The organism is Ralstonia flaminis (genome assembly GCF_958415495.1).
Lineage (GTDB): Bacteria > Pseudomonadota > Gammaproteobacteria > Burkholderiales > Burkholderiaceae > Ralstonia > Ralstonia flaminis.
Map to the genome: position 1 here is coordinate 135,630 of NZ_CATZLL010000012.1, position 25,236 is coordinate 160,865.

Genomic DNA, 25,236 nt, shown 5'->3' on the forward strand with positions numbered 1-25,236 from the left:
TGTCGATTTGTTATAAGACGTCGTACAACAAGGAGCCGACCCACCGATTCAAGCGCCGGCTGGCTCAGGTAAAGGCCTCGGGGGTTGCGGGGGCGGCCAGATCGTGTGCGCGGCGCAGTCGTTCGCGGCTGTTCGAGAGGTGCATGCGCATGGCCGCGCGGGCGGCTTCCGGCTCCTTGCGGGAGATCGCCTCGAAGATGCTGTGGTGCTCGCGGTTGACGGTGGTGCGCGATTCCTGCGAGTTCAAGTAGCCAACCTGCGATGCGTCGATGCGGCTGCGCGGGATCAGCGTCTTGCCCAGTTGGTCGAGCACCGTCACGAAGTGTTGGTTGCCGGTGGCGCGCGCAATGGTCAGATGGAAGCGTAGGTCGGACGCCGCACTGTCACGGCCGGCGGCCTGGTCTGCTTCGATGGCGTCGAGCGCTTGCTGCAGCGTGGCGAGATTCTCCGGCGTGGCGCGCTGGGCGGCCAGGCCCGCACATTCGGTTTCCAGCGCCACTCGCAACTCCAGCATGGCCAGGATGTCGTGCAGCGTGGAGGCGGCACCCAAGTGGATGGTGTTGTCCTGGCGCGGGGGCAGCACAAAGCTGCCGATGCCGTGACGAGTCTCGATCAGCGCCTTGGCTTGCAGGCGTGAAGTGGCCTCGCGCACCACGGTGCGGCTGACACCCAGTGCTTCCATCAATTCCGACTCGGTGGGCAGCTTGTCGCCGATACGTAGTTCGCCGGTGGCGATGCGCTGCTTGACGTAATCAACCACCACTTCCGCCAGGCTTTGGGTGCGGCGCGCAAGCGTTGCGGGGGAGCCTGGGGTGGGCATGCTGTCTCCGGACGGGTTTCGGGTTTACCAGGGGTGGTTCTGCGTGGATGCGTCCATTATATTCCGCTCCATGTTGTATGACGACTGATAACGTACGTGACGGCCATGAACCACAACTCTGCTGAATCCACCCTGCGCACGCCGCGCATCACTCGCCTCCAGGTCATTCCCGTGGCGGGCCGCGACAGCATGCTGCTGAACCTGAGCGGCGCGCACGGTCCGTTCTTCACCCGCAACATCGTCATCCTGGAAGACTCCGATGGCCATACCGGCGTGGGCGAGGTGCCGGGCGGCGAGGCGATCCGCAAGACAATTGAAGACGCGACGCCGCTGGTGGTGGGGCAGCCGATCGGCGCATACAACAACGTGCTCAATACCGTGCGCCGGCAGTTTGCTGATCGCGATGCGACCGGGCGTGGGCTGCAGACCTTTGACCTGCGCACGACAGTGCACGCAGTTACAGCATTGGAAAGCGCCTTGCTGGACTTGCTGGGCCAGCACCTGGGCGTGCCCGTGGCCGCCTTGCTGGGGCAGGGGCAGCAGCGTGCCAAGGTACCGGTGCTGGGTTACCTGTTCTTCGTGGGCGACCGCAAGCGCACCAACCTCGACTATGCGGACGGCAGTGACGCCACCGACGACTGGACCCGCGTGCGCCACGAAGAAGCGCTGACGCCCGAAACCGTGGTGCGCTTGGCCAAGGCCGCGCACGCCCGTTACGGCTTCAAGGATTTCAAGCTCAAGGGTGGCGTACTGAGCGGCGACGACGAAATGGTTGTCACCACCGCTTTGGCCGAGGCCTTTCCCGACGCGCGCGTCACGCTGGACCCGAATGGGGCCTGGTCGCTGGAAGAGGCGATCCGCCTGTGCCGCGACAAGCACGACGTGCTGGCATATGCCGAAGACCCGTGCGGTGCCGAGAACGGCTACTCCGGCCGCGAAGTCATGGCTGAGTTCCGCCGTGCCACCGGCCTGCCGACTGCCACCAACATGATTGCCACCGACTGGCGCCAGATGGGACACGCCATCCAGTTGCACTCGGTCGACATCCCGCTGGCTGACCCGCACTTCTGGACCATGCAGGGTTCCGTGCGTGTGGCGCAGATGTGCGACGACTGGGGTCTGACCTGGGGCTCGCATTCCAACAACCACTTCGACATTTCGCTGGCGATGTTCACCCATGTGGCTGCTGCCGCGCCCGGCAACATCACCGCCATCGACACGCACTGGATCTGGCAGGACGGCCAGCGTCTGACGCGCGAGCCGTTCCAGATCGTGGGCGGCGAGATCGATGTGCCCGCCGTGCCGGGCCTGGGCGTGACGCTTGACATGGCGCAGGTTGAGAAGGCGCACGCGCTGTACAAGCAGCACGGCCTGGGCGCACGCGACGATGCCGCCGCCATGCAATACCTTGTGCCGGACTGGAAGTTCAACAACAAGCGTCCGTGTCTGGTGCGCTGAAGTAGATAGACCCGGGGCGGTGTGAGGCCGCCCTTCAAAAAACAAAAAATGTCTGGAGACGAACTTTGAAGACCATCAAGGGTTTGCGCTGGTGGATCATCGTGCTGGTGTGTTTGGGCACGATCATGAACTACCTGGCGCGCAATTCACTCGGCGTGTTGGCGCCCACGCTGAAGGAAGATCTGTCCATGACCACGCAGCAGTACGGCTACGTGGTGATGGCGTTTCAGTTTGGCTACACGCTCATGCAGCCGGTCTGCGGCTTCATCGTCGACTTGATCGGCTTGCGCATCGGCTTTGCGCTGTTTGCCGTGCTGTGGTCGTTTTCCGGTGTGCTGCACGCAGGCGCGACGGGCTGGCTGTCACTGGCAGGCTTTCGTGCGTTGATGGGTTTGACGGAGGCAGCGGCCATTCCGTCGGGCATGAAGGCCGTGGCGGAATGGTTCCCGGACAAGGAAAAATCGGTGGCGACGGGCTGGTTCAATGTGGGCACGTCGTTTGGTGCCATGCTGGCACCGCCGCTGGTGTTGTTCCTCTCCATGCGGCACGGCTGGCAAGCCGCGTTCGTGGTGACCGGTGCGCTGGGCTTCTTCTGGGCGGCATTGTGGTTTGCCTTCTACCGTTCGCCAAACGAGCATCCGCGGTTGTCCAAGCAAGAGCTGAAAAAAATCACCGACGGGCAACTGCGTTCGGCGGGGGGCAAGCACGAGAAGCGGCCGATCTCCGAGATCGTGTTGTCGCGCCGTTTCTGGGCGATCGCCCTGGCGCGGTTCTTTACCGAGCCTGCCTGGCAGACGCTGAGCTTCTGGATCCCGTTGTACTTCTTCAAGGAGCGCGGCATGGATCTGAAGCAGATCGCCATGTTTGCGTGGCTGCCGTTCCTCGCTGCGGACTTGGGTGGCATGGCTGGCGGCTATCTGTCGCCGCTGCTGATGAAGTATGGTCGCCTTCCGCTGGTGTGGTCGCGTGTGGGCGGCGTGGTACTGGGCGCGCTGATGATGATCGGCCCGGCATGCGTGGGCTTGGTGGCGTCGCCCTATGTGGCCATTGCGCTGTTCTGCGTGGGCGGTTTTGCGCACCAGATGATTTCCGTGTCAGTCAATACGCTCAGCGCAGACGTGTTCGATCCGCAAGAAGTGGGTACAGCCAGCGGTTTTGCCGGTATGTCCGGCTGGATTGGCGGTCTGGCATTCACTGCTGTGGTGGGTGCCCTGGCTGATACGGTGGGCTATGGCCCGTTGTTCAGCCTGCTGGGTGCGTTTGATGTGATTGCCGCCGTGCTGCTGATCATCCTGATCCGCGGTCAGTCTCAGGAAGAGCGTGCTGCACGCCAGATGAAACTCTCCGCTTCAAATTGAATTGAAACCGATGTCCATGCTGCATCCCCCCCGATTCGAACTCCAGGCGCAACAAGGCAACCGCCTTCGCCTGACCAGCAGCACTGGCGCTGCGATTGAAGTCTTCGTGCTTGAAGAGGACATCATCCGTGTGCTGGTATTGCCGCACGGTGACTTGCGCGGCCCGGCCACGTGGTCGATTGCGCCGGGCGCCGACGATACGCCGCTCGAAGGGCGCAACCGTCGTGACCTCAGCGGGTTCTCGCTGCCGGCATTTGCGCTGCAGTCTGACGCCAGCACATTGCGCGTGCAGACCAGCAAGGTCCGCCTGAGCATTGCACTCGTGGGCGGCTTCTGTACGTGGGAGATCAGCCGCGCTGGCCAATGGCAGGCGGTGCTGCACGATCGCGCTACCCAGGCCTACAACTTTGGCTACTGGGACGATCAGGTCTATCACTACGTGCGTCGCGAACCGGGCGAGATGTACTTCGGCCTGGGTGAACGCGCCGGCGAGCTCAATCGTGCCCACCAGCGCTACGAGATGCGCAACATCGATGCGATGGGCTACAGCGCACGTACGACCGATCCGCTGTACAAGCACATCCCCTTCTACGTGACGTGGCACCCGGAGAACGGCACGGGCTTCGGCCTGTTCTACGACACGCTGTCCGACTGCAGCTTTGACATGGGCCGCGAGCTGGACAACTACCACGGCCACTATCGGTACTTTGCGGCGCCGTTTGGCGATCTCGACTACTACTTCATCGCCTCGCCCGATACACCGCTCGATGCCACGCGCCGCTTTACGTGGATGACCGGTCGTCCGGCATGGATGCCGAAGTGGGGTCTGGGCTATTCCGGCTCGACCATGACGTACACCGACGCGCCCAACGCACAGGAGCAGATGGGCGAGTTCATCAAGGGTTGCCGCGAGCACGACATCCTGTGCGATTCGTTTCACCTGTCGTCGGGCTACACGTCGATTGGCCCGAAGCGTTACGTCTTCAACTGGAACACCGACAAGTTCCCAGACGCGCGCGGCTTCGTGCAGAGCTACATGGATGCCGGCATTCGCCTGTGCCCCAACATCAAGCCGTGCCTGCTGCAGGATCACCCCAAGTTTGCGGAAGCCAAGGAAGCCGGCCTGCTGGTGTGCGATGCGAGTGGTGAACCGGCCTGGGTGCAGTTCTGGGACGAGGTGGGCGCGTATCTCGACTTCACCAACCCGAAAACGCTCGACTGGTGGAAGGCCAACGTCAAAAGCACGCTCCTCGAATACGGCATGGTCTCCACCTGGAACGACAACAACGAGTTCGAGGTGTGGTCACCCGATGCCTTTGCGCAGGGGTTTGGCAAGAAGCAGCCGATCCGCGAAGCCAAGGTGCTGCACACCATGCTGATGATGCGTGCCTCGCGCGAGGCACAAGTCGAATACGCGCCACAGCGCCGGCCGTTCCTGGTGTCGCGCTCGGGTGGCGTCGGCATGCAGCGATATGTGCAGACCTGGTCGGGGGACAACTACACCTCGTGGGAAACGCTGCGCTACAACCTCAAGATGGGCCTGGGGCTCTCGCTCTCGGGCGTGTCGAACATCGGTCACGACATCGGCGGGTTCTCTGGCCCGGCCCCTTCGCCGGAACTGCTGGTGCGCTGGGTGGCGTTTGGCGTGTTCATGCCGCGCTTCTCCATCCACTCGTGGAATGACGACAAGACTGTCAACGAGCCATGGATGTATCCGCAGGTCACCGCGCAGATCGCGTCGCTCATCAAGATGCGCTACCGCCTGATTCCGTATCTGTACGAGCTGCTGTGGCAGTCGACACAGGCGTACGAGCCGGTGCTGCGCCCGACCTTTGCCGAGTTCCCGACGGACCGCCGCTGCTATGACGAAAGCGACGACATGATGCTGGGTGCGTCGCTGCTGGTGGCGCCGACGGTGGAGGAAGGGCAGGTCGAGCGCAAGGTCTACCTGCCCGCCGGCGCGCGCTGGGTGTCGTACTGGAGCGGTGAGGCATTCGAGGGCGGGCAGACCGTCACGCTGCCTTCGCCGTGGGACCAACCGGTGATGTTGATTCGCGAAGGCGGCGTGGTTGCGCTGAACGTGGCCGAGCAGCATTTCGACCGGCGTGCCGATCAGCGTGCCTTCCTTGTGGTACCCACGAGCGGTGCCGGCGAGGCCGTTGGCGGCTGCATCGAGGACGACGGCGAGACCGAGGCCTGGCGCCACGGCGAGCAGGGCCACTGGAACGTGCGCGCCGTGTCAGACGCGCTGACCGTCACGCTGCATGTCTCGCGCGAAGGCCGCATGCCGGTGCCGACAGACACCATCGAGATCCATTTGCCCGCTGCCGAGGCGCGGCAGGTGCAGGCCTCACAGGCCCGTATTGTTGAAGACAACGTTGCAGGCGGCTGGCGCCGTCTGACGCTGCAGTTGCTGGCCTAGTGCCGCATCCACCGTGCATCGAAACCGGGCGCGGAGAGCCCGGAGATGCACGGTTTCCCCAAGGTGCTGGAGATAACCAAAACCGAGATAACAACGATGAAAACCACACGAGCCAAATTTTCTGTCAAACCTGTCTGTGCATGCGCCGCGCTGCTGTGCGCAGGGGTGTCGATGCACGCATCGGCACAATCGTCGGTCACGCTGTATGGCGTGGTCGACAACGCATTTGCGTATTCGAGCAACCAGGGCGGGCATTCCAATACCTACATCAACTCGGGCGCCTTGCTGGCCAGCAAGTTCGGTCTGTACGGCACGGAAGACCTGGGCGGTGGCAACACGGCGCTGTTCCGGCTGGAAAGCGGCATCAACGCTGCCACGGGCGCGCAGAGCAAGTCGGGCTACATGTTCAATCGCCAAGCCTATGTTGGCCTGAGCAACACGAACTATGGCCAGGTCATCCTGGGCCGCGCCTATACGCCGTACTTCCAGTATGTGGCTTCACTGGGGCCGACCAATGTGCTGACCGGCGCAGTTGGCGCGCACCCGGGCGACGTGGATGCGCTGGATACCACCCTGCGTATGCAAAACTCCATTACCTATACGTTGCCCGTGTTCGGCGGCCTGCAGGCGGGTGTGCAATACGGCTTGGGTGAACAGGCGGGCAGCATTTCGAACGGCAGCAGCGTGAGCGCCGGTCTGCGCTATGACTACCAAGGCTTCGGCTGGGGTGTGGGCTATACGCGATTGAAGAACCTTGCCGATAACACGACAGCCAACAAGACGGCCAGCTTCGGCAATGTCGGAGACTTCGCCATCAATTCGCCGGTCAATGCGGGGTACGCGTCTGCTGACTCGGCGCAACTCATTGCTACGGCGGCGCGCTATACGTTCGGCAAGGCGATGGTGGGTTTGAACTACTCGAACGTGCAGTACAAGCCGGGTGCATTTTCATCGTTTACGCAATCCGCCACGTTCAACACGGTGGGCGTGATTGCCACCTATGACCTGACGCCGGCATTCCGTTGGGCCGTTGGCTACAGCTACACGGCTGAGAAAGCGCGCAACGGCATCACTTCTCCGGCAAAGTACAACCAGTTCACGATGGAGCAGTTGTACTCGCTGTCCAAGCGCACGGCCTTCTATGCGATCCAAGGCTACCAGCGCGCCAGCGGTCAGCGGCTCGCAAACGGCGCCATCGTCGATGCGGTGGCATCCGTGGGCGACTCGCAGAACGGTACGCCGTCCAATGGGCGTAGCCAGTTCGTTGGCATGGTGGGTGTACGTCACTCGTTCTGATGCAAAGTCAGACCTGGCTCGCACCGGGGCCGGTGCACACCCTGCGCGCCGGCGCGCTGACGATGACTGTCGCGCCGGCGGCGGGTGGCCGCATTGCCTCGCTGGCTTCGGCCGGCGAGGGCGGCCAGCGCATCGATTGGCTGGCGCCGATGTCCGAGGCTTGCCTGCGTGATGGCTTCGACGGGTTGGCATGGCCCAAGACGGGCTGCTACCCGCTGTTGCCGTTCTCCAACCGCATCCGCGATGGCCGCTTTGTCTGGGCCGGCCGCGAGATTCGTCTCACGCCGCATCCGGGCCAGCCGCATGCCATGCACGGTGTCGCGCACGCGCGTGCGTGGGCGGTTGAGCAACTGACAGCGTCGTCGATCGTGCTCGGCCTGCGCTACGTGCCCGAAGTCGACAACTGGCCTTGGGCATTCACCGCCACGCAAACGCTGGTGCTGAGCCCGGAGGGGCTTGAGGCCGTCTTGACCCTGCGCAACGAAGGCAGCGACGACATGCCCGCCGGTGGCGGCTTTCACCCATACTTCGTTCGCACGCCGGGCATGCATGTGCGGTTTGCTGCCGAGACGATGTGGCCGACGGATGCCGGCGAGGTCGCCATCCGTAGCGAGCCGATCACGGCGCGCGAAGATTTCAGCAATGCACGTGCATTGCCAGGCGACGCCCTCAGCGTCTACTACAGCAACTGGCAGCAACAGGCCGTTGTGTCACGCGCCGACGGGGCAACGCTCACGTTGCGCGCTGACGATCCCCTCGATCATTTCATCCTGCATGCGCCGAGTGGGCAGCCTTACTTCTGTATGGAGCCGGTCTCGCACGTGGCGGATGCGGTCAATCTGGCCGAGCAGGGCTGCAAGGGGACAGGGCTACGCGTTTTGATGCCCGGCCAGACGCTGCGCTTGCGCATGCAATTGCGCATCGAGGCCACTGTTAGCTGACCTCGGTGAAGTGGCGCACCGCGCAGCGCGGTGCGCTTCAACCCTGATTACGGTATCGACCGGCCGCGGCTAGTTGCGGCTTGATCCGCTTCGACAGCCGGGTCATGACGATATGCGAACTGATTCGTTGGCGGCCCGGCATAAGTCCGTAGCATTGCCCTGAAAGGGGAGCAGATTGACCAGCATGGCGTCTTTGTGCATCCAGCAAACCGTCATGGGGTCATCGTGAGCAGTCCAGTCAATCCGTCATCGCTGTCTTCGCAGTCTGGCTGGCAATCTGGCCAGGCGATCACAGGTGTTCGCTTCCGGCTCAACCCGTTGCTCAAGGCGCGCCTCGGTTTTGTGGCGGCGTGGGCGGCATTTTTGCTTGTCTTGTTTGTGCTGCCGCAGCCAGAGGGGCTGTCGCCTGCGGGGCGTGCCACCTTGGCCGTGGTGGCCTGGGCTGCCGTGATCTGGATGAGCGAAGCGGTGCCGGTGGGGGTGAGCGGCATTCTCATTCCAGCCTTGCTGGTGCTTGCGCACGCCGTTACACCCTTCTCCAAGGCCGCCAGCGGCTTCGCCACACCGGTAGTGTTCCTGTGCCTGACCGCGTTCCTCTTCTCGTCGATCATGCAGGGCGCTGGGCTGGACCGCCGCATTGCGCTGTGGCTGCTCGACAAGCTCAAGACCAGCACCGCCAATGGCGTGATCTGGTCGATGTTTGCCATCAACTTTGTGCTGAGCTTTCTGGTGCCGGCGGCCAATGCGCGTGCGGCGGCGCTGCTGCCGGTGGTCAATGGCATCGCCGATCTGTTTGGCGACACGCCGCGCGAGCGTAGCGCCAAGAAGGCCATTGTCATCCAGTCGCTGGTCTATGGCTCGATGATCAGCGGTATGTGCATCCTGACCGCGCACTTGCCTAACCTGGTCATTGTGGGCTTGCTGCAGAAGCAGCTCGGCCTGCATCTGTCCTATCTCGACTGGTTCAAACTGCAGTGGCCCTACCTGGGCATGTTCGTGCTGACGCAACTGTGGGTGCAGTTCTACTTCAAGTCGCGCGCCGTGCGTCTGCCCGGCGGCACTGCCGCGATTGCGGCTGAGCGTGCCGCGTTGCCGCCGGCAGGCGGTCATGCCAAGGCCATTCTGCTGGTGTTCGCGGCGGTGGCTGTGCTATGGGCCACCGAGTCGTGGCACGGCCAGCCTTCCGAGATCGTGGCACTGCTCGGTCTGGCGGCGTTGTTCGTGCCGGGGTTGACCGGGCTGGGCTGGAAGGACATTCAGAACCGCACGATCTGGGGCACGTTCTTCCTGCTGGCGGGTGCGCTCAGCCTGTCTGCCGCCATCAGCGAGACCGGCCTCGCACCTTGGGTGGCCGACTGGCTGTATCGCTTCGCGCAAGGCCACCCGTGGTGGCTGGCGCTGCTGATCGTGATGATCGGCACGCATGTGGCGCGGCTCGCCATGCTTTCCAACGTGGCTGCCGTCACCATGATCGCCCCCATCATGCTGGCGCTCGCGCCCAAGCTGGGGCTGCATCCCGTGGCCTTCACGCTGCTGGTGTGCGATAGCGACAGCTTTGCCTACATCCTCCCCACGCAGATCACCGCCGCCGTGGTCGCCTACAGCAGCGGCACCTTCACCACCGCGGATTATGCAAAGGTGGGTGTGGTGTCCGTGCTGATCGGCATTGTCTATGGCGTGTTCGTGATGGCGCCGTGGTACGCGCATCTCGGCATGCCCGTATGGGACGCGGGTGCACCGTGGCCTTTCCATTGATCGGAGTCTTCCATGAACGACCGAGCATCCCCGGCGTTGGGCTATGCCGCCCTGCGGGAGCGGCTGGGCGAGCATCACGCGCCCGCTGGCCTGTATGAAAAGAACAAGGCGTTGCCGTTTGCTGGCCGGGCCACCTGCTCGGTGAGCCGGCTGGAGGCGGGCGAGTGGGCCGAGATCCTGATCGACTATGAAGTCGGAGCCTCGGGCATTGCCGATGGCGCGTGGCTGAAAACTACTTTCAAGTTCTATTCCGACTGGGCGCTGTTTCAGACCACCGACCCGACCGGCGCCAACTACCTCAGTGCCGAATACCAAGCCGGCCCATTGGTGCCTGGACAAAGCCCTGCGACCGTTCAGGCGCTGGGCGTGCGCTTCGAGCAGAAGGGCCACGAGCGGCCGTTCCAGAAGGCGATCATCGTCGACGTGCTCGACGGCTACCTGAACGCGGGTGACCACATCCTGATCCGCCTGGGCGACCGGCGGCGCGGCGGGCCCGGCACGCGTGTGCAGACCTTCATCGAAGACAGCTTTCGTTTCCGCTTGTACGTTGACCCGCTGGGTACCTCGCGCTTTGTGGCCGTGCCGGGCGATGTGGTGATCGACATCCACGCGGGACAGCCCGCACAGGTGTTGCTCCAGGCGCCGCGCTTTGCTCGGCCGGGCACGCCACTGTCGGTGCGCACGTCATTGCTCGACCGGTGGGGAAATATCAGTTCGAATGTGGGCGGTGCGATCCGCGTGACGGCCTGGGATGGCGATACGCCTGTGCATCAGCGCGACTACCCGGTACCGGAGGGCGGTTGGGCCACGCTCGGCATCGATGACTTGCCCACGGGCACCGGCACGCTTCGACTGGAGGCCGTCTTGCTGAACGCGCCCCACGTGAGCAAGGGCACTGCCTGGTTGTCGATCTTCGATGCACCCAACGCGCCGCGCGCGTTCTATGCAGACCTGCACGTGCACGCCCACGACACCGTCGGCACCAACAGCCCTGCATACAACGCCGCCTACGCGCGCGACATCGGCGGCATTGATGTGTTCGGCTACACCGTCAACGACTTCCAGATCACCGATGCCAACTGGAGGCTCGGGCTGGATGCGGTGAACACCTTCAACGAGCCGGGCCGCTTTGTCGCGTATCCGGTGCAGGAGTGGTGCGGCAGCTCCACCGCCGGCGGTGACCACAACGTCGTTTTCCTCGGCGATGAAACGCCGGGCTTCCCCTACAACGCGCGCGGCGAGCACAACCGCACGCTGGTGTGGAATGAAGACATGAAGGGCAGCGCCGCAGAACTTGGCCGCTGGCCGATCGAGGAACTGTGGGACGCGTACATCGACGCACCGGAGCAGCACTTGATCATGCCGCACGTGGGCGGGCGCCGTTATATCCCGGACTGGCATCACCCGCAGCTCGAGCGGCTCGTGGAGATCGCCTCCAGTTGGGGGCACTTCGACTGGCTGTACCGTGACGTGATCGCGCGCGGTTACCAGCTCGGCGTGGCCGCCAGCGGCGATGAGCATCGCGGGCGGCCCGCTGGTGGTGCGCCCGGTGTGCAGGTGTTCGGTGTGCGTGGCGGCCTGACGGGTGTGCTGGCTGAGCGGCTCGACCGCCAATCGATTGGCCGAGCCCTGCGTGCACGCCACACCTGGGCCAGCACTGGTGAACACACGGCGCTGCTGGTACGCAGCGGCAAGCATATCCAGGGCGACGCCTTTACACATCAAGGCCCCGCGCGCTTTGACTACCGGTTCCTGGGCCAGGCCGGCTGGGAATACCTCGCCGCGTACGACCACACCGGCCTGATTTGGGAGCGCAACCTGCATCAGGAGGCCGGCTTCTCCGATCGGCTGATTCGCATACGCTGGGGCGGCGCCCGCATCCGGGATCGCTACCGCTGGGCTGCCTGGCAGGGGCGCATCCGCATTCTCAACGGCACCATCCACCGTTTTGGCGGCCATGGCTTCGAGCACCTGGAGGAATCCTGCTGGCGAGAAGGCACCACCGACATCGGCTTTCGCAGCGACACCTATGGCGATGCCGACAGCGTCGAGATCGACATCGGCAACCTCGCCGCCGCGCGGATCGTGATCGAAGGACACATCGACAGCTACATCAAGGTCGGAGATCCGCTGCAGCGCAATCCGTTTGCCCATGCGCCGGATTTCCACTGGGAGATCAGTGGGGCCGAATTGCTTGCCAAGGACGGGTTGCGCCTTGAGCTCGGCGGTACCGAGCTGTTCATTGCGGTGGAGCGGCTTACTGAGCGGCCCTTGCCAGTCGACGTGAGCGGGGCTCTGGAGGTCGAGCCGGTCAATGGACCATTTGGCTTCCGGCCGGTGTACTTCCACGGGCGGGAGCGGGGCGACCAGAAGGTGTGGTCGTCAGCGCAGTTCGTATCGTTTGTGGCAGAGGCGGAATAGCGGCGCGCTACCCGGACATGGATCTGCACGGATCCATGTCTTCGCGATGGAAATCGCAGAAATGAAAAAGGCCCGACAGTTGCCTGTCGGGCCTTTCATATTCTGGTGGGGCGTGAGTGACTCGAACACTCGACCTACGGATTAAGAGTCCGCTGCTCTACCAACTGAGCTAACGCCCCCGCGAAGAAATGAGACTATATCAACCTTTCTTGGATCGCGCTAGTCCTTTGTGCGATTTTTTTTACGAATCGTCCGAGCGCAGGCTCGCGTGGCTGTGTAGCGCGTCGATAAATTGCGTCAGGCCGTGCGTCGGATGCTTGTCGCGATGGCGCACGATAAGCAATGGACGAGCGATGCGAGGCAAGTCGCTCTGTACCTCGACCAGCCGGCCGTCGCGCAGCGCATCGGCCACCACGTGGCGTGAGAGGCAACTGATGCCGTAGCCTGCCGCTACCGTACGTTGAATCGCCTCCGAGTGCCCGAGTTCGAGTGCCACATGCAGGGGCCCGACGACCGAGGCAATGCGGCTGTCGATCAACTCCCGTGTGCCAGAGCCCGGTTCGCGCATCAGCCAGCTGGCTTCGCGCAGTGCCGCGTGTGAAACGGGCCCTTGCGCGAGTGGATGCCGCGGCGCCGCGACGATCACCATCTCGTCGTCGAACCACGTTTCGATTTCCAGTGCTTCTCCACGACATGTGCCTTCGATCAGGCCGATGTCCACCTCGAAGCGCTGCACCGCATCGACCACGTCCTGCGTGTTGCCGATCAGCACGTCGAGCTGGCTGTCGGGGGCGATCTGCTGCTGGAAGCTCGCGAGCAGGGCAGGCAGCACGTAGTTGCCGATCGTGCTGCTGGCGGCCAGCTTCAGGCGCACGTTGGGCTGCACGGTGGCGTGCTCCAGGGCGCCGGCGTGGTCGAGCAGGGCTTGGGCTTGTGGCAGCAGTTGCCGCCCCAGCGCATTCAGATGGAGGCGTCGTGCGTGCCGGTCGAACAGTGGGTGCCCGAGCGCTGATTCCAGTTCGGCCAGCGCCGCGCTCACCGCCGACTGCGATAGGCCGAGTTGCTCGCCGGCAGCAGTGGTGGTCTCGCACTGCGCGATGGCGGCAAAGACAGCCCATTGGCGCAGCGTGACACGGGGAGCCTTGTTATCCATAAAACTGGTCATTCTTAGAAAAATTACCCGTTTCACATGTTATCACGCGCCGCATATCGTTATGCGTATAACGAATAAGCAAGGCGGATGTGATGACAATTGCACAGAAACAGTTGACCCCCCAGGGTGTGGTGTCCGGGTTTGATGGCCGCACTCTGCTGAGTGTGGGGGTGTTGTTCGGATGCGCTGGGGTGGCGGTGGTGCTCGGTGGAATGGGCTGGGCGAGCCACCTGGGTTTGAGCGCGCTGACGTTGGCCATCCTGCTCGGCATGGTGATGGGGCATGTGCCGGGGCACCAGCGGTGGCTGACGCCCGGCGCGATTCAGTTTGCGCGCCACACGCTGTTGCGTGCCGGGGTGATTCTTTATGGGGCCCGGCTGACGCTGGCGCAGATTCATGATCTGGGCGCTTCCGGCGTGGCGATTCCGCTGCTGGTGCTGGCGCTGACCATGCTGGCCGGCATCTGGATCGGCACGCGCTGGTTCGGCCTTGCCCGCACGCAGGCCGTGCTCGTGGCAGCGGGCAGCGCTGTGTGTGGTGCGGCGGCGGTGCTGGCTGTGGCGCCGGCAGTCAAGGCGCAACCGCGTGAGACGGCCGTAGCGATTGCGAGCGTGGTGCTGTTCGGCACCGTCGGCATCTTCCTGTATCCGTGGCTTTACGCGCTGTTGGCGCATGCGGGCATGGCAGTGACGCCGGAACACTTTGGCGTCTACATCGGTTCGACGATGCATGAGGTTGCGCAAGTGATTGCGGCTGCGAAGCCGCTGGGTGACGACGCCACCAATGCGGCGGTCGTCAGCAAGATGGTGCGTGTGCTGGCACTGGCGCCGCTGCTGGTGGTGCTGGCTTGCACGACGCCCGCTGCCGATGATGGTGCCGTCTCCACGCAATCCCGTGAGGGTGCGCTGCGCAAGGCTGCAGGTCACGCATGGAAGGCGATGCCGTGGTTTGCGGTCGGCCTGCTCGGCGTGACGCTGCTGAACTCGGCAGGTGCGATTCCGGCCGCATGGCACGCCCCGATCGACGCGATCGACACGGCGATGCTGGCCTGCGCGATGTTCGCCATCGGCACGCAGACGCATGTGCCGATGCTGCTGAAGTCCGGTGTGCGCCCGCTGCTGTGTGCGGCCGTGCTGTGGGTCGGGTTGGTGGTGGGTGGCGCACTGATCAACGTTGGCGTGCGCTGGCTGATGGGCTGATCTCGACACCTGAGGCCGGGCGCGTAGAGGCTGCAGATGCGCTTCCATGGCGCGCAAGTCGCACCTGAATCGCGACTTGCGCGCCGCGCCTTTTCATTCGCGAGAGGCGGCCTAGTATGAAGTTCTGTCTGGCTGCTGTAGACGAGGGCTTCATCATGCAACCGCATCCCGTGGTTTCAAGAGACGAATGGCTCATCAAGCGTCGTGAATTGCTGACGCGAGAGAAAGAGGCGATCCACCTGCGCGACGCCATCAACGCTGAGCGCCAGGCACTGCCGTGGGTGAGGGTCGATGCGCAGTACGTGTTCGATACGCCGGATGGCAAGAAAACGCTGGCTGAGCTGTTCGACGGACGCAGTCAGTTGGTGGTCTATCACTTCATGCTCGGGCCGGGCTGGGAAGCGGGCTGCCCCGGATGCTCGTTTCTCTCAGATCATCTAGGCGGCATGCTGCCGCATCTGAATCATCACGATGTGACACTGGTCGCCGTGTCGCGCGCACCGATGGAGGCGATCGCCGCCTACAAGATACGCATGGGCTGGCATTTTCTGTGGGTGTCCTCGTTCGGCACCACGTTCAACCACGACTACCGCGTGAGCTTCTCGCCCGAAGAGTTGGCGAGCGGGGCAGTCGACTACAACTACACTGCCACCCCAAGCGCCGAGGCCCACGACGAGTTGCCTGGCATGAGCGCGTTCTACAAGGACGAGGCCGGCAACGTGTTTCACACGTACTCGACTTACGCGCGTGGATTGGAAGACATGGTTGGCACGTTGCTGCTGCTCGATCGTGCGCCGCTGGGTCGCAACGAGACCGGCCCTATGTCATGGGTACGCCGTCACGATGAATACGACGACGCACCGAAGGCGCACGCGTGCCACGCTTCGTGAGGCAGCGGGAGCAAGAAAAAGAAGAGAAGGGGATTGGTGCCCGAGGCCGGGATCGAACCGGCACGCGCCGGTGAGGGCGCAGCGGATTTTAAGTCCGCGGTGTCTACCAATTTCACCACTCGGGCAAGACGATCGGTCCAAGACGGTACACGATATCGGCGACGACAACACCGATGCCACAAATGAAAACGCCCCGCACGAAGCGAGGCGTTTTGTTATTTTGGCTCCCCGACCTGGGCTCGAACCAGGGACCTACGGATTAACAGTCCGGCGCTCTACCGACTGAGCTATCGGGGAATCGCTGTAGCAGCGAAGAAATGAATTCTAACTAGTTTCTGATCTCTCCGTCAACACCTTTTTTGGGGCTGCCGGTAAAAAAGTGGAGATCAGCGTTCGAGGTACTGCTCCTTGTCCTTCACGTCTTTCCAGTCGTCGGCGTCGGGCAGGGGTTGCTTGGTCTTGGTGATGGACGGCCAGCCGATGGTCGAGAGTTCGGCATTGATGGCGATCCACTTCTGCTGATCGGCAGGCACGTCCTCTTCAGCGTAGATGGCGTTGACCGGGCACTCGGCCACGCACACGGCGCAGTCGATGCACTCATCCGGATCGATGGTCAGGAAGTTCGGGCCTTCGCGGAAGCAATCGACGGGGCAGACGTCCACGCAGTCGGTGTACTTGCAGCGGACACAGCTTTCGGTAACGACGTGAGTCATTTCGCTTGGAAGTTAATGCTAGGAATTCGTGGGGTGCGCGGTCATGGCAGGCGCCAAGCCGACAATCTTGCATTGTAACGCAGTCGCCGTGTCCGACGGCTGCGCCATCTGCGCACCGTCAGACAGTTTTGGCATGTGTTTATGCGCTGGCGCAAGGTTTGGGCAGGCGGCTATTGCGCGTGTTCGATCACCATCTGCACCCGCGTGATGCCGTTGAAGGTGTTGTTGTCGAGCCGGTAGGCCACATAGGCTGAAGCGCCAAGCGGCTCGGCGTGGTTGAACCAGATCGCATCGAAATGCTGTTTACCGCGGCCGAGCTTGAGCTTGAGGTGCTTGTCCTTGAGCACCGCCTGTGACAGCACGTCAAACTCGCCGCAGAAGCTCGGGGCCGGAAAGCCTTGGCCCCAGACCTGGGTTTCGAGCAGCTCGACGAACTGGGGGGAGAAGCACTCGGGGTCGGCCTCGCCGTCGGTTTCCAGTACGCGCGACAGCAGGGCCTCGGTCAGCCATTCGCGGCCAACGGCTTCGAAGGTGGCGACAAATTCGTCGAAGCCGTCTTCGCGCAGCGTGAGGCCGGCCGCCATGGCGTGGCCACCAAATTTGACGATCAGCCCGGGGCTGCGCTTGTGCACGGCATCGAGCGCGTCGCGCAAGTGGAAGCCGGGAATCGAACGGCCCGAGCCCTTGATGACCCCATCGTCGCCCGGCGCAAAGGTGAAGACGGGGCGGTGGAATTTGTCTTTGATGCGCGAGGCGACGATGCCGATCACGCCCTGGTGCCATGTCTCGTTATACACGGCGATGGTGTGGCGGCTCGCGCCGTCCAGGGTGCTCATGCTGTCGAGTATCGCCAGCGCTTCCTGCTGCATGCCGGCTTCGATTTCGCGGCGCTCGCGGTTCATGCCGTCGAGTTCTGCGGCGATGGCCATGGCGCGGTCGTAGTCATCCGTGAGCAGGCATTCGATACCGAGCGACATGTCGGCCAGCCGCCCGGCGGCGTTCAGGCGCGGGCCCAGGCCGAAGCCGAGGTCGAACGTCGACGCGCGTCGCGCTTCACGCCCAGCCACGCGGAAAAGCGCGGCGATGCCCGGGCACATCCGCCCGGCGCGCATCCGCTTGAGGCCCTGCGCGACCAGCAGGCGGTTATTGGCGTCGAGCTTGACCACGTCGGCCACGGTGCCCAGTGCCACGAGATCGAGCAGCGCATCGAGGCGCGGTTGCTCTTGCGGCGTGAACACGCCCCGGTTGCGCAACTCCGCCCGCAGCGCCAGCAGCACGTAGAACATCACGCCCACGCCCGCCAGGTTCTTGCTCGGAAAGCCGCAGCCCGGCTGGTTCGGGTTGACGATGACGCGTGCCTCGGGCAACTGCGCGCCCGGCATGTGGTGATCCGTCACGACCACGTCGATGCCCAGTGCATTGGCCGCTGCCACGCCCGCCACATCGGCAATGCCGTTGTCGACCGTGACCAGCACGTCCGGCTTCTCGCGCGCGGCCAGCGCCACGATCTCGGGTGACAGGCCGTAGCCGTATTCAAAGCGGTTCGGGACGATGTAGCTCACCTGCGCGCCGAGCATGCGCAAGCCGCGCACGCCGACGGCGCAGGCGGTGGCGCCGTCGCAGTCGTAGTCGGCAATGATCAGCAGGTGCTTGTTGGCGGCGATGGCGTCGGCAAGATAGCGCGCCGCATCGTCGATGCCTTTGAGTTGCGCCGGTGGCAGCAGGTCGGTCAGCTCGGTCGATAGCTCATCGGGACGGGCGACGCCGCGTGCGGCCAGGATCCGTGCCAATACGGGATGGATACCGTGGCCGGCCAGCGTGTTGGCGGCCTCGGCGGAGTGCGAACGGACAGCGATACGGGTCATTCAGGCAGCCATGGAAAGCGGGGACAGCGCATCGCGCAAGGTGCGTGCGGGCCGTAAGCGCCGCAGCCAGCCGAACGGCCCATTGGCCAGTTCGCGGCGGGTGACGCGGTAGTGGGCGTAGTGCGAATCGCCGGTCAGGATGAGGGAGATGGCATCGATACGGCCGTCGGCAAGCGCGTCGGCAGCAGGGGTGAACCAGTCGCGGTCGTAGGCGCGTAGGGTTTCGATCCAGTCGTACCAGTCGGCGCAAAGGTAGGGCTTGCCGGCGTCGTTGAGGAGTACGGCAGCGCTGGTGCCGTCAGCCGGCAGGGCGGCCAGCGTTTCGGCGCACAGCTCGGTGGCATTGGCGGCGTGGCACAGGCCCGCGAAGAACGGATCGGCGCCGATCATGCGCTCGGCAATCGGGCGCGTATCAACCAGCGTGCCCTGACCGAACAGCCAGACCGAGTTGACCGGCAGCAGGCCGCGCGCTTCGCGGGCCTGGTTGACGGGGTGGTCGTACCACGTCATCTGGATTTCGTTCTGGAACTTGCGCCAGGCGCGTTCCTGCTCGCCTTTGTGCATCCAGATGTCGATATTGTGGCCGGTGGCGCGTTGCGGGGCCGCGGCAATCAGGTCGCCAAACGGCGCATCCGGGATATACCAGCGGGCAGCGTGCGGGGCGTCCAGGTGCAAGTTCATGTCGGCCAGCAGCGGGGCGATGGCGGCGCGCAGCGCGTCGGCATCGGCCGCTTCCAGCCGGAGTTGCGCCGGGTCGAGCATCACCAAATGGTCGCGCGCGGCGTGAATATGCACCGGTTGCAGGCAGGCCCAGGTACGCGTGTCGGCGGTGCTGCCGTCGGCCAGGCGCATATACGGGGCGGACGGTAACGGCGCGACCGGCAGCCCGGCGCGCGCTGCCAGCCAGCGTTCGTGCGGCAGCGTGGGCAGATAGGCGTCGTCGTGGCGCTCGCGTTCCGTCTCCCGCGCGCGGGCAAGCAACCTTTCCAGGCCCGGCAAGGTCAATTGACGGTAAGCGTCGTCCGCCACCTCGGCGGCGGGGGCGCAAAACGGGACAATCAGAAAGAGTTCAGGGATCATGGCTCCGAGATTGTAAACTTCCGGCAGCCCGGCGCGTGCGCCGGCGAAGTCACACAGCATCGTCACATCACACGGTTACACCACACGGGGATGCCCCTTTGAAATTTCCATTCGAATGGCAGATCGGCTGGCGCTATACGCGCGCGGGCAAGCGTGCCAGCCGCAACAGCTTCATTTCCTTCATCTCGCTCATCTCCATGCTTGGCATTGCGCTGGGCGTGGCGGCGCTGATCATCGTGCTGTCGGTCATGAACGGCTTCCAGAAGGAAGTGCGTGACCGCATGCTGTCCGTGCTCGCGCACATCGAGGTCATGGCGCCGGGCAGCCTGCCTGACTGGCAGCGCACCGCCAACGAGGCGATGCAGAACAAGGAAGTCATCGGTGCGGCGCCGTACGTGGGCGCGCAGGCCATGATCACGCGCGATGACGCCGTGCGCGGCGTGCTGCTGCGCGGTGTGTCGCCGGCGGATGAGCCGAAGGTGTCGGACATCGCCAAGGACTTCAAGTCCGGCGCGATCGACGACCTGAAACCCGGCGAATTCGGTATCGCGCTGGGCAGTCAACTGGCCCAGGGCCTTGGCGTGCGCCCGGGGGACAAGGTCACCCTGGTGGCGCCGCAGGGCACCATCACCCCGGCGGGTGTGCTGCCGCGCCTGAAGCAGTTCACCGTGATCGGCACGTTTGAATCGGGGCACTACGAGTTCGACAGCTCGCTCGCGCTCATCAACATGGAAGACGCCGAGCGCCTGTTCCGCCTGGACGGCCCGACCGGCGTGCGCCTGAAGCTGACCGACATGGATCGCGCGCCCCAGGTGGCCGAGGCGCTCTCGCGCACGCTCACCGGCGAGCTCTACATCCGCGATTGGTCGCGCCAGAACCGCAACTGGTTTGCGGCGGTGAAGACCGAAAAGAAGATGATGTTCATCATCCTCACGCTCATCATTGCCGTGGCGGCGTTCAATCTGGTTTCCACACTGGTGATGACGGTGACGGACAAGCAGGCCGACATCGCCATCCTGCGCACGATGGGCGCACAGCCGGGCTCCATCATGAAGATCTTCATCGTGCAGGGCGTGGCGATCGGCTTCATGGGCACGCTGCTGGGCGTGGGGCTGGGCACGCTCATCGCCTACAACATCGACGTGATCGTGCCCTTTATCGAACACCTCTTTGGCGTGCAGTTCCTGCCAAAGGACATCTACTTCATTAGCGAATTGCCCTCGGACCCCCGCGTGAACGACATTGCGACCATCGGCATCATTTCCTTCATCCTCGCCTCGGTGGCGACGCTGTATCCGAGCTGGCACGCCTCACGCGTGAACCCGGCGGAGGCACTGCGCTATGAGTGAGGCTGTCATGACTTCCATGGATGCGCCGGCCGATGCCCGCGTGGGTGCGGTGCTGCAGGCCGAGGGGCTGTCCAAGTCGTTCAAGCAGGGTGGTTTGAATGTCGACGTGCTCAAGGGCGTCGACATCCGCATCGGTGTGGGCGAGAAGGTGGCGATCGTCGGTGCATCGGGCTCGGGCAAGAGCACGCTGCTGCATGTGCTGGGCGGGCTGGACGAGCCGAGTTCAGGTCGCGTCTCGTTGCTCGGCAAGCCCTTTACCGACATGAAGGAGCGTGAGCGCAACACGCTGCGCAACCAAGCGCTGGGCTTTGTCTACCAGTTCCACCACCTGCTGCCGGAGTTCACCGCGCTGGACAATGTGGCGATGCCGCTGCGCATTCGCGGCGTGAACGAGGCACAGGCACGCCACACCGCCCAGATGACGCTCGAACGCGTGGGGCTGGGCCCGCGCACGGCGCACCGTCCGGGCGAGCTGTCCGGCGGCGAGCGTCAGCGTGTGGCCATTGCGCGCGCGCTGGTCGGCTCACCCGCTTGCGTGCTCGCCGATGAGCCCACCGGCAACCTCGACGACCACACCGCCGGTGAAGTTTTCAACCTGATGCTGGAACTCACGCGCACGCTGGGCACCAGCTTCGTCATCGTCACGCACGATATCGAGCTGGCCGGCCGTTGCGATCGCATCCTGCGCCTGCGCGACGGCCACCTGCATATAGAGCGTTGATGCCCGCGCGACGCCGCGTGTTAGCGGGCCCGGCTGCCGTAACGGATGGACTGCAGCCGGCCCTCGACAAAGCGCAGCGTCGTCATGAACTGGCCGGTGCCGGGGTTGTAGGTCCACTCGTCGACATTGCTGCAGGCACCGTTGATGGCGGGCTGCGTGCTGCCGGTGCCTGTGGTGGCACAGAAGGTGTCGCGCATCACGGGCTCGCCGCAGTTCTGCAGGACGTCTGACTTGTTGTCGCCGATGCGGACGATGTAGCCGCTGCCGCAGCGCATCGTTTCAGCGCTGGCGGGCAGGGCGGTCAGGAGTGCGGTGAGTACGGCGCAAGTCAGGTAGGCTGTTTTCATTGCATTGTGCGGGCGGAGGCACCCAGTATCAGAAAAAGCGGATTCTAGAACGCCTGTCTTTCCGGTACGTTGCCGCTTTTCGATAGCCCTGAGCCGATCATGTGGATTGACACCCATTGCCATCTCGACGCCCGCGAATTCGACGCAGACCGTGACACGGTCGTCGCACAGGCGCACGCGGCGGGCGTGAACCACATCGTCGTGCCAGCCGTGGCCCGCTGGAATTTCGACACGGTGCGCACACTGGCGCATCGGCACATGGGCTGCAGCTATGCGCTCGGCATTCACCCGATGTGCGCCGCCCAGGCCAGCGATGAGGATCTGGCCGAACTGCGACGCCAAGTCGCAGCGTCGATGGACGATCCGCGTTTTGTTGCGATTGGCGAGATCGGGCTCGATTTCTTCATCCCCGATCCGAATGTCGAGCGGCAGAACGCCGTCTACCAGGAGCAGCTGCGCATCGCGCGCGAGTTTGATCTGCCGGTGCTGATGCACGTGCGCAAGTCGCAGGACCAAGTGCGCAGCGCAGCCGCCAAGGCAGGCGTGCGCGGCATCGCGCATGCATTCAACGGTAGCCCCGATCAGGCGCGTAGCTACGTGGATTCGGGCTTCAAGCTTGGCTTCGGCGGTGTGTTCACCTTCTCGCGCGCCAACCGTGTCCGCAGGCTCGCTGCCGACATGCCGATCGAATCGATCGTGCTGGAAACCGACGCCCCAGACCTCGCCCCGGCATGGCTGGCCGACGATCAGTTCAGCGAGCAGGTCGGTACGCGCAATGCGCCGGCCGAGGTCGCAGGCATTGCCGCCGCCATGGCGGAACTGCGCGGCATCTCCATCGAAGCGTTGGCCGCTCAGGCGCGCCGGAACAGTATCGAAGCCATTCCTCGTCTGGCTGCGCTGTTGGCATCCTGAAGTCCACCCATGCGGTTGGGCTTGGTTGGGTTCGTTGTCGGGTGCATGGCGCTGCAGATGCAGGCCGCGCTCATGCCTGCGTGGCAAACGGTTGTAGTGCTGGTGCTGTGTCTGCTGCTCGCCCTTGTGGCGCGTCGCACGCCGATCCTGCTTTCCGTCTTGCTGGTCACCAGTGCTTTCGTTGCTGGCTTTGGCTGGAGCGACTGGCGTGCGCAACAGCGATTGTCTGTCGTGCTCAGTCCAGCGTGGGAAGGTCAGGACATCATTGCGACAGGCGTCGTGGCTGAACTTCCGCAGGTCACCGAAGATGCCACGCGCTTTCTTTTCCAGATCGAATCCAGCGATGCCGGCGACGCTGCGCCCTCGCGCGTACGCCTGTCTTGGTACGGCACACGCAATTGGGGCGGGCAGGACGAGGAGGGCGCTGGCCCGGATCGCCGTGCTGGCATCCCCGACCTGCAGCCCGGCCAACGCTGGCAACTGACGTTGCGCGTCAAACGTCCGCATAGCCTGATCAACCCTGGCGGTTTCGATGGCGAGTACGCGATGCTCGCCGACGACATTCGCGCCACCGGCTACGTGCGCACCGGCAAGCGTGTGCAAAACATCGCACTGGGCGAGGCCGACGCCGGCTTGGCGGTCAACGTAGAGCGTTGGCGTACTGCCGTGCGGCGCCACATCCTCGCTGTGTTGCCCAACGCGCGCTATGCCCCCGTTGTTGTCGCACTCGTGGTGGGCGATCAGAGCGGCATCGCCCGTGAAGATTGGGCGCTGTTCCGCCGCACCGGCATCAGCCACCTTGTCAGCATTTCCGGCCTGCACATTACGATGATTGCCGGATTGTTTGCTGCGTTGTCGATGGCGCTATGGCGCCGCTCGTTCGGGCTGGCGCGCTGGTTGCGCACGCCGTTGCCACTGCGGATGCCGACGCCGCGAGCGGGCGCGATTGCCGCCATGCTTGGCGCTTTCGCCTACTGCCTGCTTGCCGGGATGGGCGTGCCGGCGCAGCGCACGCTGCTGATGCTGTCGACTGTTGCGATTGCGCGGCTGACCGATCGCAATGTGCCGGCGAGCCTGTCGCTGTGCTGGGCGGCGGCCGTGGTGGCAGTGGTCGATCCTTGGTCCGTCATGTCAGCGGGGTTCTGGCTGTCGTTTGGCGCGGTGGCGATCATTTTTCTGGCGGCGCAGATGGCGCTCAACGGGCCGCGCAATCGTGAGTCGGAAAGGTGGTGGTGGCGTTACCAACGCGGGTTTGCCAGCTCGACGCGCATTCAATTTGCCGTCACGTTTGGGCTGCTGCCGTTGACGTTGCTGCTGTTCCAGCAGACATCGGTTGTTTCGATTGCGGCCAACGGGCTGGCAATTCCAGTCGTCAGCTTTGTGACCACACCGCTGGCGTTGATTGGCGCGGCGCTGCCAACGCCGTTCGCACAACCGGTGCTGTCCCTGTCGGAGATGAGCTTCGGCTGGTTGGTCGTCTGGTTGGACTGGCTGGCCCGGCCGAGCTGGTCGATCTGGGTGGCGCCTGCCGCTCCCACATGGGCGTTGCTGCTGGCGATTGGTGGGGTGGCGCTGCTGCTGGTGCCGGGGGCGCATCGCGCTTGGGCATGGCGCGTGCAGGGCGCATTGCTGCTCGTGCCGATGCTGCTGGCACGTGTCCCGGTGCCGTTGCCGGGCGAGTTTCGCGTCGTTGCGTTCGACATCGGCCAGGGTGCCGCCACGCTGGTCGAAACGGCTAACCACCGCCTCCTGTTCGATACAGGCCCACGCTACGGCGACCACGCCGATGCGGCTGCCCGCGTCATCACACCCTATCTGCGAGGGCACGGAATCGAAGCCCTGGACGCGCTGGTCGTCAGTCACGAAGACAGCGACCACGCTGGCGGCACCGAAACGGTGATCGACGCGATGCCGGTACGCACCATGTTGGCGTCTCTGCCAAGCGGGCATGCGCTATACAAGGTGGCCGCTGCACACGATGTTGGTTTGACCGGTTGCTTGGCTGGGCAAGCATGGACTTGGGATGGTGTGACGTTCGAGATGCTTCACCCGATGCAGCAGCCCGCCGACGGTGCGCGCGTGTCGAGCAACGCCCGCAGTTGCGTGCTGCGCGTCGGCAACGGCCGGCATGCCGCGCTGTTGACCGGCGATATCGAAGCCGCGCAGGAGGCGGCGCTCGTCGCCAGGGAGGCGCCGGAGCGGCTGATGGCAGACATCTTGCTAGTACCCCATCACGGCAGCAAGACAAGCTCCAGCGGTGCGTTCTTGGACGCAGTGTCACCGCAGGTGGCAGTTTTCCAGGTCGGCTACCGCAACCGGTACGGGCATCCGCACCGCCAAGTGTGGCAACGCTATGTGGCGCGCGACATTGAGCGACTGCGGACCGACGAGACGGGTGCCGTCGTCATCGCGACGAACGGCGATGCGCTGGAAGTGCAGACGGCGCGGTCGATGCGGCCGCGTTACTGGTCCTCCGCGCTGGAAGTGGAAGCCCTGGCGACAGCCGCAGACGGGATTGATGCGCTGCCGTAAAACT

19 protein-coding genes and 3 tRNA genes are annotated in these 25,236 nt (G+C 64.1%); 13 read left to right on the plus strand and 9 right to left on the minus strand.

Annotated elements, in window-relative coordinates:
• Positions 1-64 precede the first annotated feature (64 nt).
• Positions 65-820, minus strand: coding sequence for a FadR/GntR family transcriptional regulator (locus R2N11_RS18495; protein ID WP_316681925.1), 756 nt, complete (start codon positions 818-820; stop codon positions 65-67).
• Between the two features lie 105 nt (positions 821-925).
• On the opposite strand from R2N11_RS18495, the gene gudD reads away from it, so the two are divergent.
• The 7 genes from gudD (at position 926) to R2N11_RS18530 (ending at position 12,471) form a co-directional block, all read left to right on the plus strand.
• Positions 926-2,278: a glucarate dehydratase gene (gene gudD, locus R2N11_RS18500; RefSeq protein WP_316681926.1), complete on the plus strand. Its 1,353-nt coding sequence runs from the start codon at positions 926-928 to the stop codon at positions 2,276-2,278.
• A 65-nt stretch (positions 2,279-2,343) separates the two neighbouring features.
• Complete coding sequence (locus tag R2N11_RS18505; RefSeq protein ID WP_199032327.1) at positions 2,344-3,636, plus strand: MFS transporter; 1,293 nt, start codon at positions 2,344-2,346, stop codon at positions 3,634-3,636.
• A gap of 10 nt (positions 3,637-3,646) precedes the next feature.
• Positions 3,647-6,058: a glycoside hydrolase family 31 protein gene (locus R2N11_RS18510; protein ID WP_316681927.1), complete on the plus strand. Its 2,412-nt coding sequence runs from the start codon at positions 3,647-3,649 to the stop codon at positions 6,056-6,058.
• Positions 6,059-6,154: 96 nt separating this feature from the next.
• Complete coding sequence (locus R2N11_RS18515; protein WP_316681928.1) at positions 6,155-7,354, plus strand: porin; 1,200 nt, start codon at positions 6,155-6,157, stop codon at positions 7,352-7,354.
• On the plus strand, positions 7,354-8,295 hold the full coding sequence (locus R2N11_RS18520) for an aldose 1-epimerase (RefSeq protein WP_316681929.1): 942 nt from the start codon (positions 7,354-7,356) through the stop codon (positions 8,293-8,295). Before R2N11_RS18515 ends, R2N11_RS18520 begins: the two co-directional genes overlap by 1 nt.
• A gap of 225 nt (positions 8,296-8,520) precedes the next feature.
• Positions 8,521-10,050, plus strand: a complete 1,530-nt coding sequence (locus R2N11_RS18525; RefSeq protein ID WP_199032323.1) for an SLC13 family permease — start codon at positions 8,521-8,523, stop codon at positions 10,048-10,050.
• A gap of 12 nt (positions 10,051-10,062) precedes the next feature.
• On the plus strand, positions 10,063-12,471 hold the full coding sequence (locus tag R2N11_RS18530) for a hypothetical protein (RefSeq protein WP_316681930.1): 2,409 nt from the start codon (positions 10,063-10,065) through the stop codon (positions 12,469-12,471).
• A gap of 103 nt (positions 12,472-12,574) precedes the next feature.
• Here R2N11_RS18530 and R2N11_RS18535 read toward each other — a convergent pair.
• Both R2N11_RS18535 and R2N11_RS18540 read right to left on the minus strand, forming a co-directional pair.
• A tRNA-Lys gene (locus R2N11_RS18535) sits at positions 12,575-12,650 on the minus strand.
• Positions 12,651-12,712: 62 nt separating this feature from the next.
• Entirely contained in the window at positions 12,713-13,624 is a 912-nt protein-coding gene (locus R2N11_RS18540) for a LysR family transcriptional regulator (protein WP_316681931.1), read from the minus strand.
• A gap of 92 nt (positions 13,625-13,716) precedes the next feature.
• Between R2N11_RS18540 and R2N11_RS18545 the strand changes: the two genes are divergently transcribed.
• Together R2N11_RS18545 and R2N11_RS18550 are read left to right on the plus strand one after the other, a co-directional pair.
• Positions 13,717-14,823 carry a YeiH family protein gene (locus R2N11_RS18545; protein WP_316681932.1) on the plus strand — a complete coding sequence of 369 codons (1,107 nt, stop codon included), beginning with the start codon at positions 13,717-13,719 and terminating at the stop codon, positions 14,821-14,823.
• Between the two features lie 155 nt (positions 14,824-14,978).
• Complete coding sequence (locus R2N11_RS18550) at positions 14,979-15,713, plus strand: DUF899 domain-containing protein (RefSeq protein ID WP_316681965.1); 735 nt, start codon at positions 14,979-14,981, stop codon at positions 15,711-15,713.
• Positions 15,714-15,747: 34 nt separating this feature from the next.
• On the opposite strand, the gene R2N11_RS18555 is transcribed toward R2N11_RS18550, so the two are convergent.
• The 5 genes from R2N11_RS18555 to R2N11_RS18575 form a co-directional block, all read right to left on the minus strand.
• Positions 15,748-15,838: transfer RNA gene (locus R2N11_RS18555), tRNA-Leu, on the minus strand.
• Positions 15,839-15,934: 96 nt separating this feature from the next.
• Positions 15,935-16,010: transfer RNA gene (locus R2N11_RS18560), tRNA-Asn, on the minus strand.
• Between the two features lie 89 nt (positions 16,011-16,099).
• The gene (fdxA, locus tag R2N11_RS18565) at positions 16,100-16,426 is read right to left on the minus strand and encodes a ferredoxin FdxA (RefSeq protein WP_021194063.1); all 327 of its coding nucleotides are present in this window, start codon (positions 16,424-16,426) and stop codon (positions 16,100-16,102) included.
• 170 nt (positions 16,427-16,596) lie between these two features.
• Positions 16,597-18,291, minus strand: a complete 1,695-nt coding sequence (recJ, locus tag R2N11_RS18570) for a single-stranded-DNA-specific exonuclease RecJ (RefSeq protein WP_316681933.1) — start codon at positions 18,289-18,291, stop codon at positions 16,597-16,599.
• The gene (locus R2N11_RS18575) at positions 18,292-19,371 is read right to left on the minus strand and encodes a hypothetical protein (RefSeq protein ID WP_316681934.1); all 1,080 of its coding nucleotides are present in this window, start codon (positions 19,369-19,371) and stop codon (positions 18,292-18,294) included.
• Positions 19,372-19,469: 98 nt separating this feature from the next.
• Here R2N11_RS18575 and R2N11_RS18580 point away from each other — a divergent pair, with 98 nt between their 5' ends.
• Together R2N11_RS18580 and lolD are read left to right on the plus strand one after the other, a co-directional pair.
• On the plus strand, positions 19,470-20,720 hold the full coding sequence (locus R2N11_RS18580; RefSeq protein ID WP_316681935.1) for a lipoprotein-releasing ABC transporter permease subunit: 1,251 nt from the start codon (positions 19,470-19,472) through the stop codon (positions 20,718-20,720).
• Positions 20,713-21,441, plus strand: a complete 729-nt coding sequence (gene lolD / locus R2N11_RS18585) for a lipoprotein-releasing ABC transporter ATP-binding protein LolD (RefSeq protein ID WP_316681936.1) — start codon at positions 20,713-20,715, stop codon at positions 21,439-21,441. Before R2N11_RS18580 ends, lolD begins: the two co-directional genes overlap by 8 nt.
• Positions 21,442-21,461: 20 nt before the next feature.
• On the opposite strand, the gene R2N11_RS18590 is transcribed toward lolD, so the two are convergent.
• Entirely contained in the window at positions 21,462-21,788 is a 327-nt protein-coding gene (locus R2N11_RS18590) for a DUF2845 domain-containing protein (protein WP_316681937.1), read from the minus strand.
• A gap of 99 nt (positions 21,789-21,887) precedes the next feature.
• Between R2N11_RS18590 and R2N11_RS18595 the strand changes: the two genes are divergently transcribed.
• Positions 21,888-22,700 carry a TatD family hydrolase gene (locus R2N11_RS18595; RefSeq protein ID WP_316681938.1) on the plus strand — a complete coding sequence of 271 codons (813 nt, stop codon included), beginning with the start codon at positions 21,888-21,890 and terminating at the stop codon, positions 22,698-22,700.
• A gap of 9 nt (positions 22,701-22,709) precedes the next feature.
• Entirely contained in the window at positions 22,710-25,232 is a 2,523-nt protein-coding gene (locus R2N11_RS18600; protein WP_316681939.1) for a DNA internalization-related competence protein ComEC/Rec2, read from the plus strand.
• The last annotated feature ends 4 nt before the right edge of the window (positions 25,233-25,236 follow it).

Excerpts from the sequence above, each read along its gene's own strand:
- R2N11_RS18495 (WP_316681925.1), bottom strand. The coding sequence starts at position 820 with ATGCCCACCCCAGGCTCCCCCGCAACGCTTGCGCGCCGCACCCAAAGC.
- gudD (WP_316681926.1), top strand. The coding sequence starts at position 926 with ATGAACCACAACTCTGCTGAATCCACCCTGCGCACGCCGCGCATCACT.
- R2N11_RS18510 (WP_316681927.1), top strand. The coding sequence starts at position 3,647 with ATGTCCATGCTGCATCCCCCCCGATTCGAACTCCAGGCGCAACAAGGC.
- R2N11_RS18515 (WP_316681928.1), top strand. The coding sequence starts at position 6,155 with ATGAAAACCACACGAGCCAAATTTTCTGTCAAACCTGTCTGTGCATGC.
- R2N11_RS18520 (WP_316681929.1), top strand. The coding sequence starts at position 7,354 with ATGCAAAGTCAGACCTGGCTCGCACCGGGGCCGGTGCACACCCTGCGC.
- R2N11_RS18530 (WP_316681930.1), top strand. The coding sequence starts at position 10,063 with ATGAACGACCGAGCATCCCCGGCGTTGGGCTATGCCGCCCTGCGGGAG.
- R2N11_RS18540 (WP_316681931.1), bottom strand. The coding sequence starts at position 13,624 with ATGGATAACAAGGCTCCCCGTGTCACGCTGCGCCAATGGGCTGTCTTT.
- R2N11_RS18545 (WP_316681932.1), top strand. The coding sequence starts at position 13,717 with ATGACAATTGCACAGAAACAGTTGACCCCCCAGGGTGTGGTGTCCGGG.
- R2N11_RS18550 (WP_316681965.1), top strand. The coding sequence starts at position 14,979 with ATGCAACCGCATCCCGTGGTTTCAAGAGACGAATGGCTCATCAAGCGT.
- fdxA (WP_021194063.1), bottom strand. The coding sequence starts at position 16,426 with ATGACTCACGTCGTTACCGAAAGCTGTGTCCGCTGCAAGTACACCGAC.
- recJ (WP_316681933.1), bottom strand. The coding sequence starts at position 18,291 with ATGACCCGTATCGCTGTCCGTTCGCACTCCGCCGAGGCCGCCAACACG.
- R2N11_RS18575 (WP_316681934.1), bottom strand. The coding sequence starts at position 19,371 with ATGATCCCTGAACTCTTTCTGATTGTCCCGTTTTGCGCCCCCGCCGCC.
- lolD (WP_316681936.1), top strand. The coding sequence starts at position 20,713 with ATGAGTGAGGCTGTCATGACTTCCATGGATGCGCCGGCCGATGCCCGC.
- R2N11_RS18590 (WP_316681937.1), bottom strand. The coding sequence starts at position 21,788 with ATGAAAACAGCCTACCTGACTTGCGCCGTACTCACCGCACTCCTGACC.
- R2N11_RS18595 (WP_316681938.1), top strand. The coding sequence starts at position 21,888 with ATGTGGATTGACACCCATTGCCATCTCGACGCCCGCGAATTCGACGCA.
- R2N11_RS18600 (WP_316681939.1), top strand. The coding sequence starts at position 22,710 with ATGCGGTTGGGCTTGGTTGGGTTCGTTGTCGGGTGCATGGCGCTGCAG.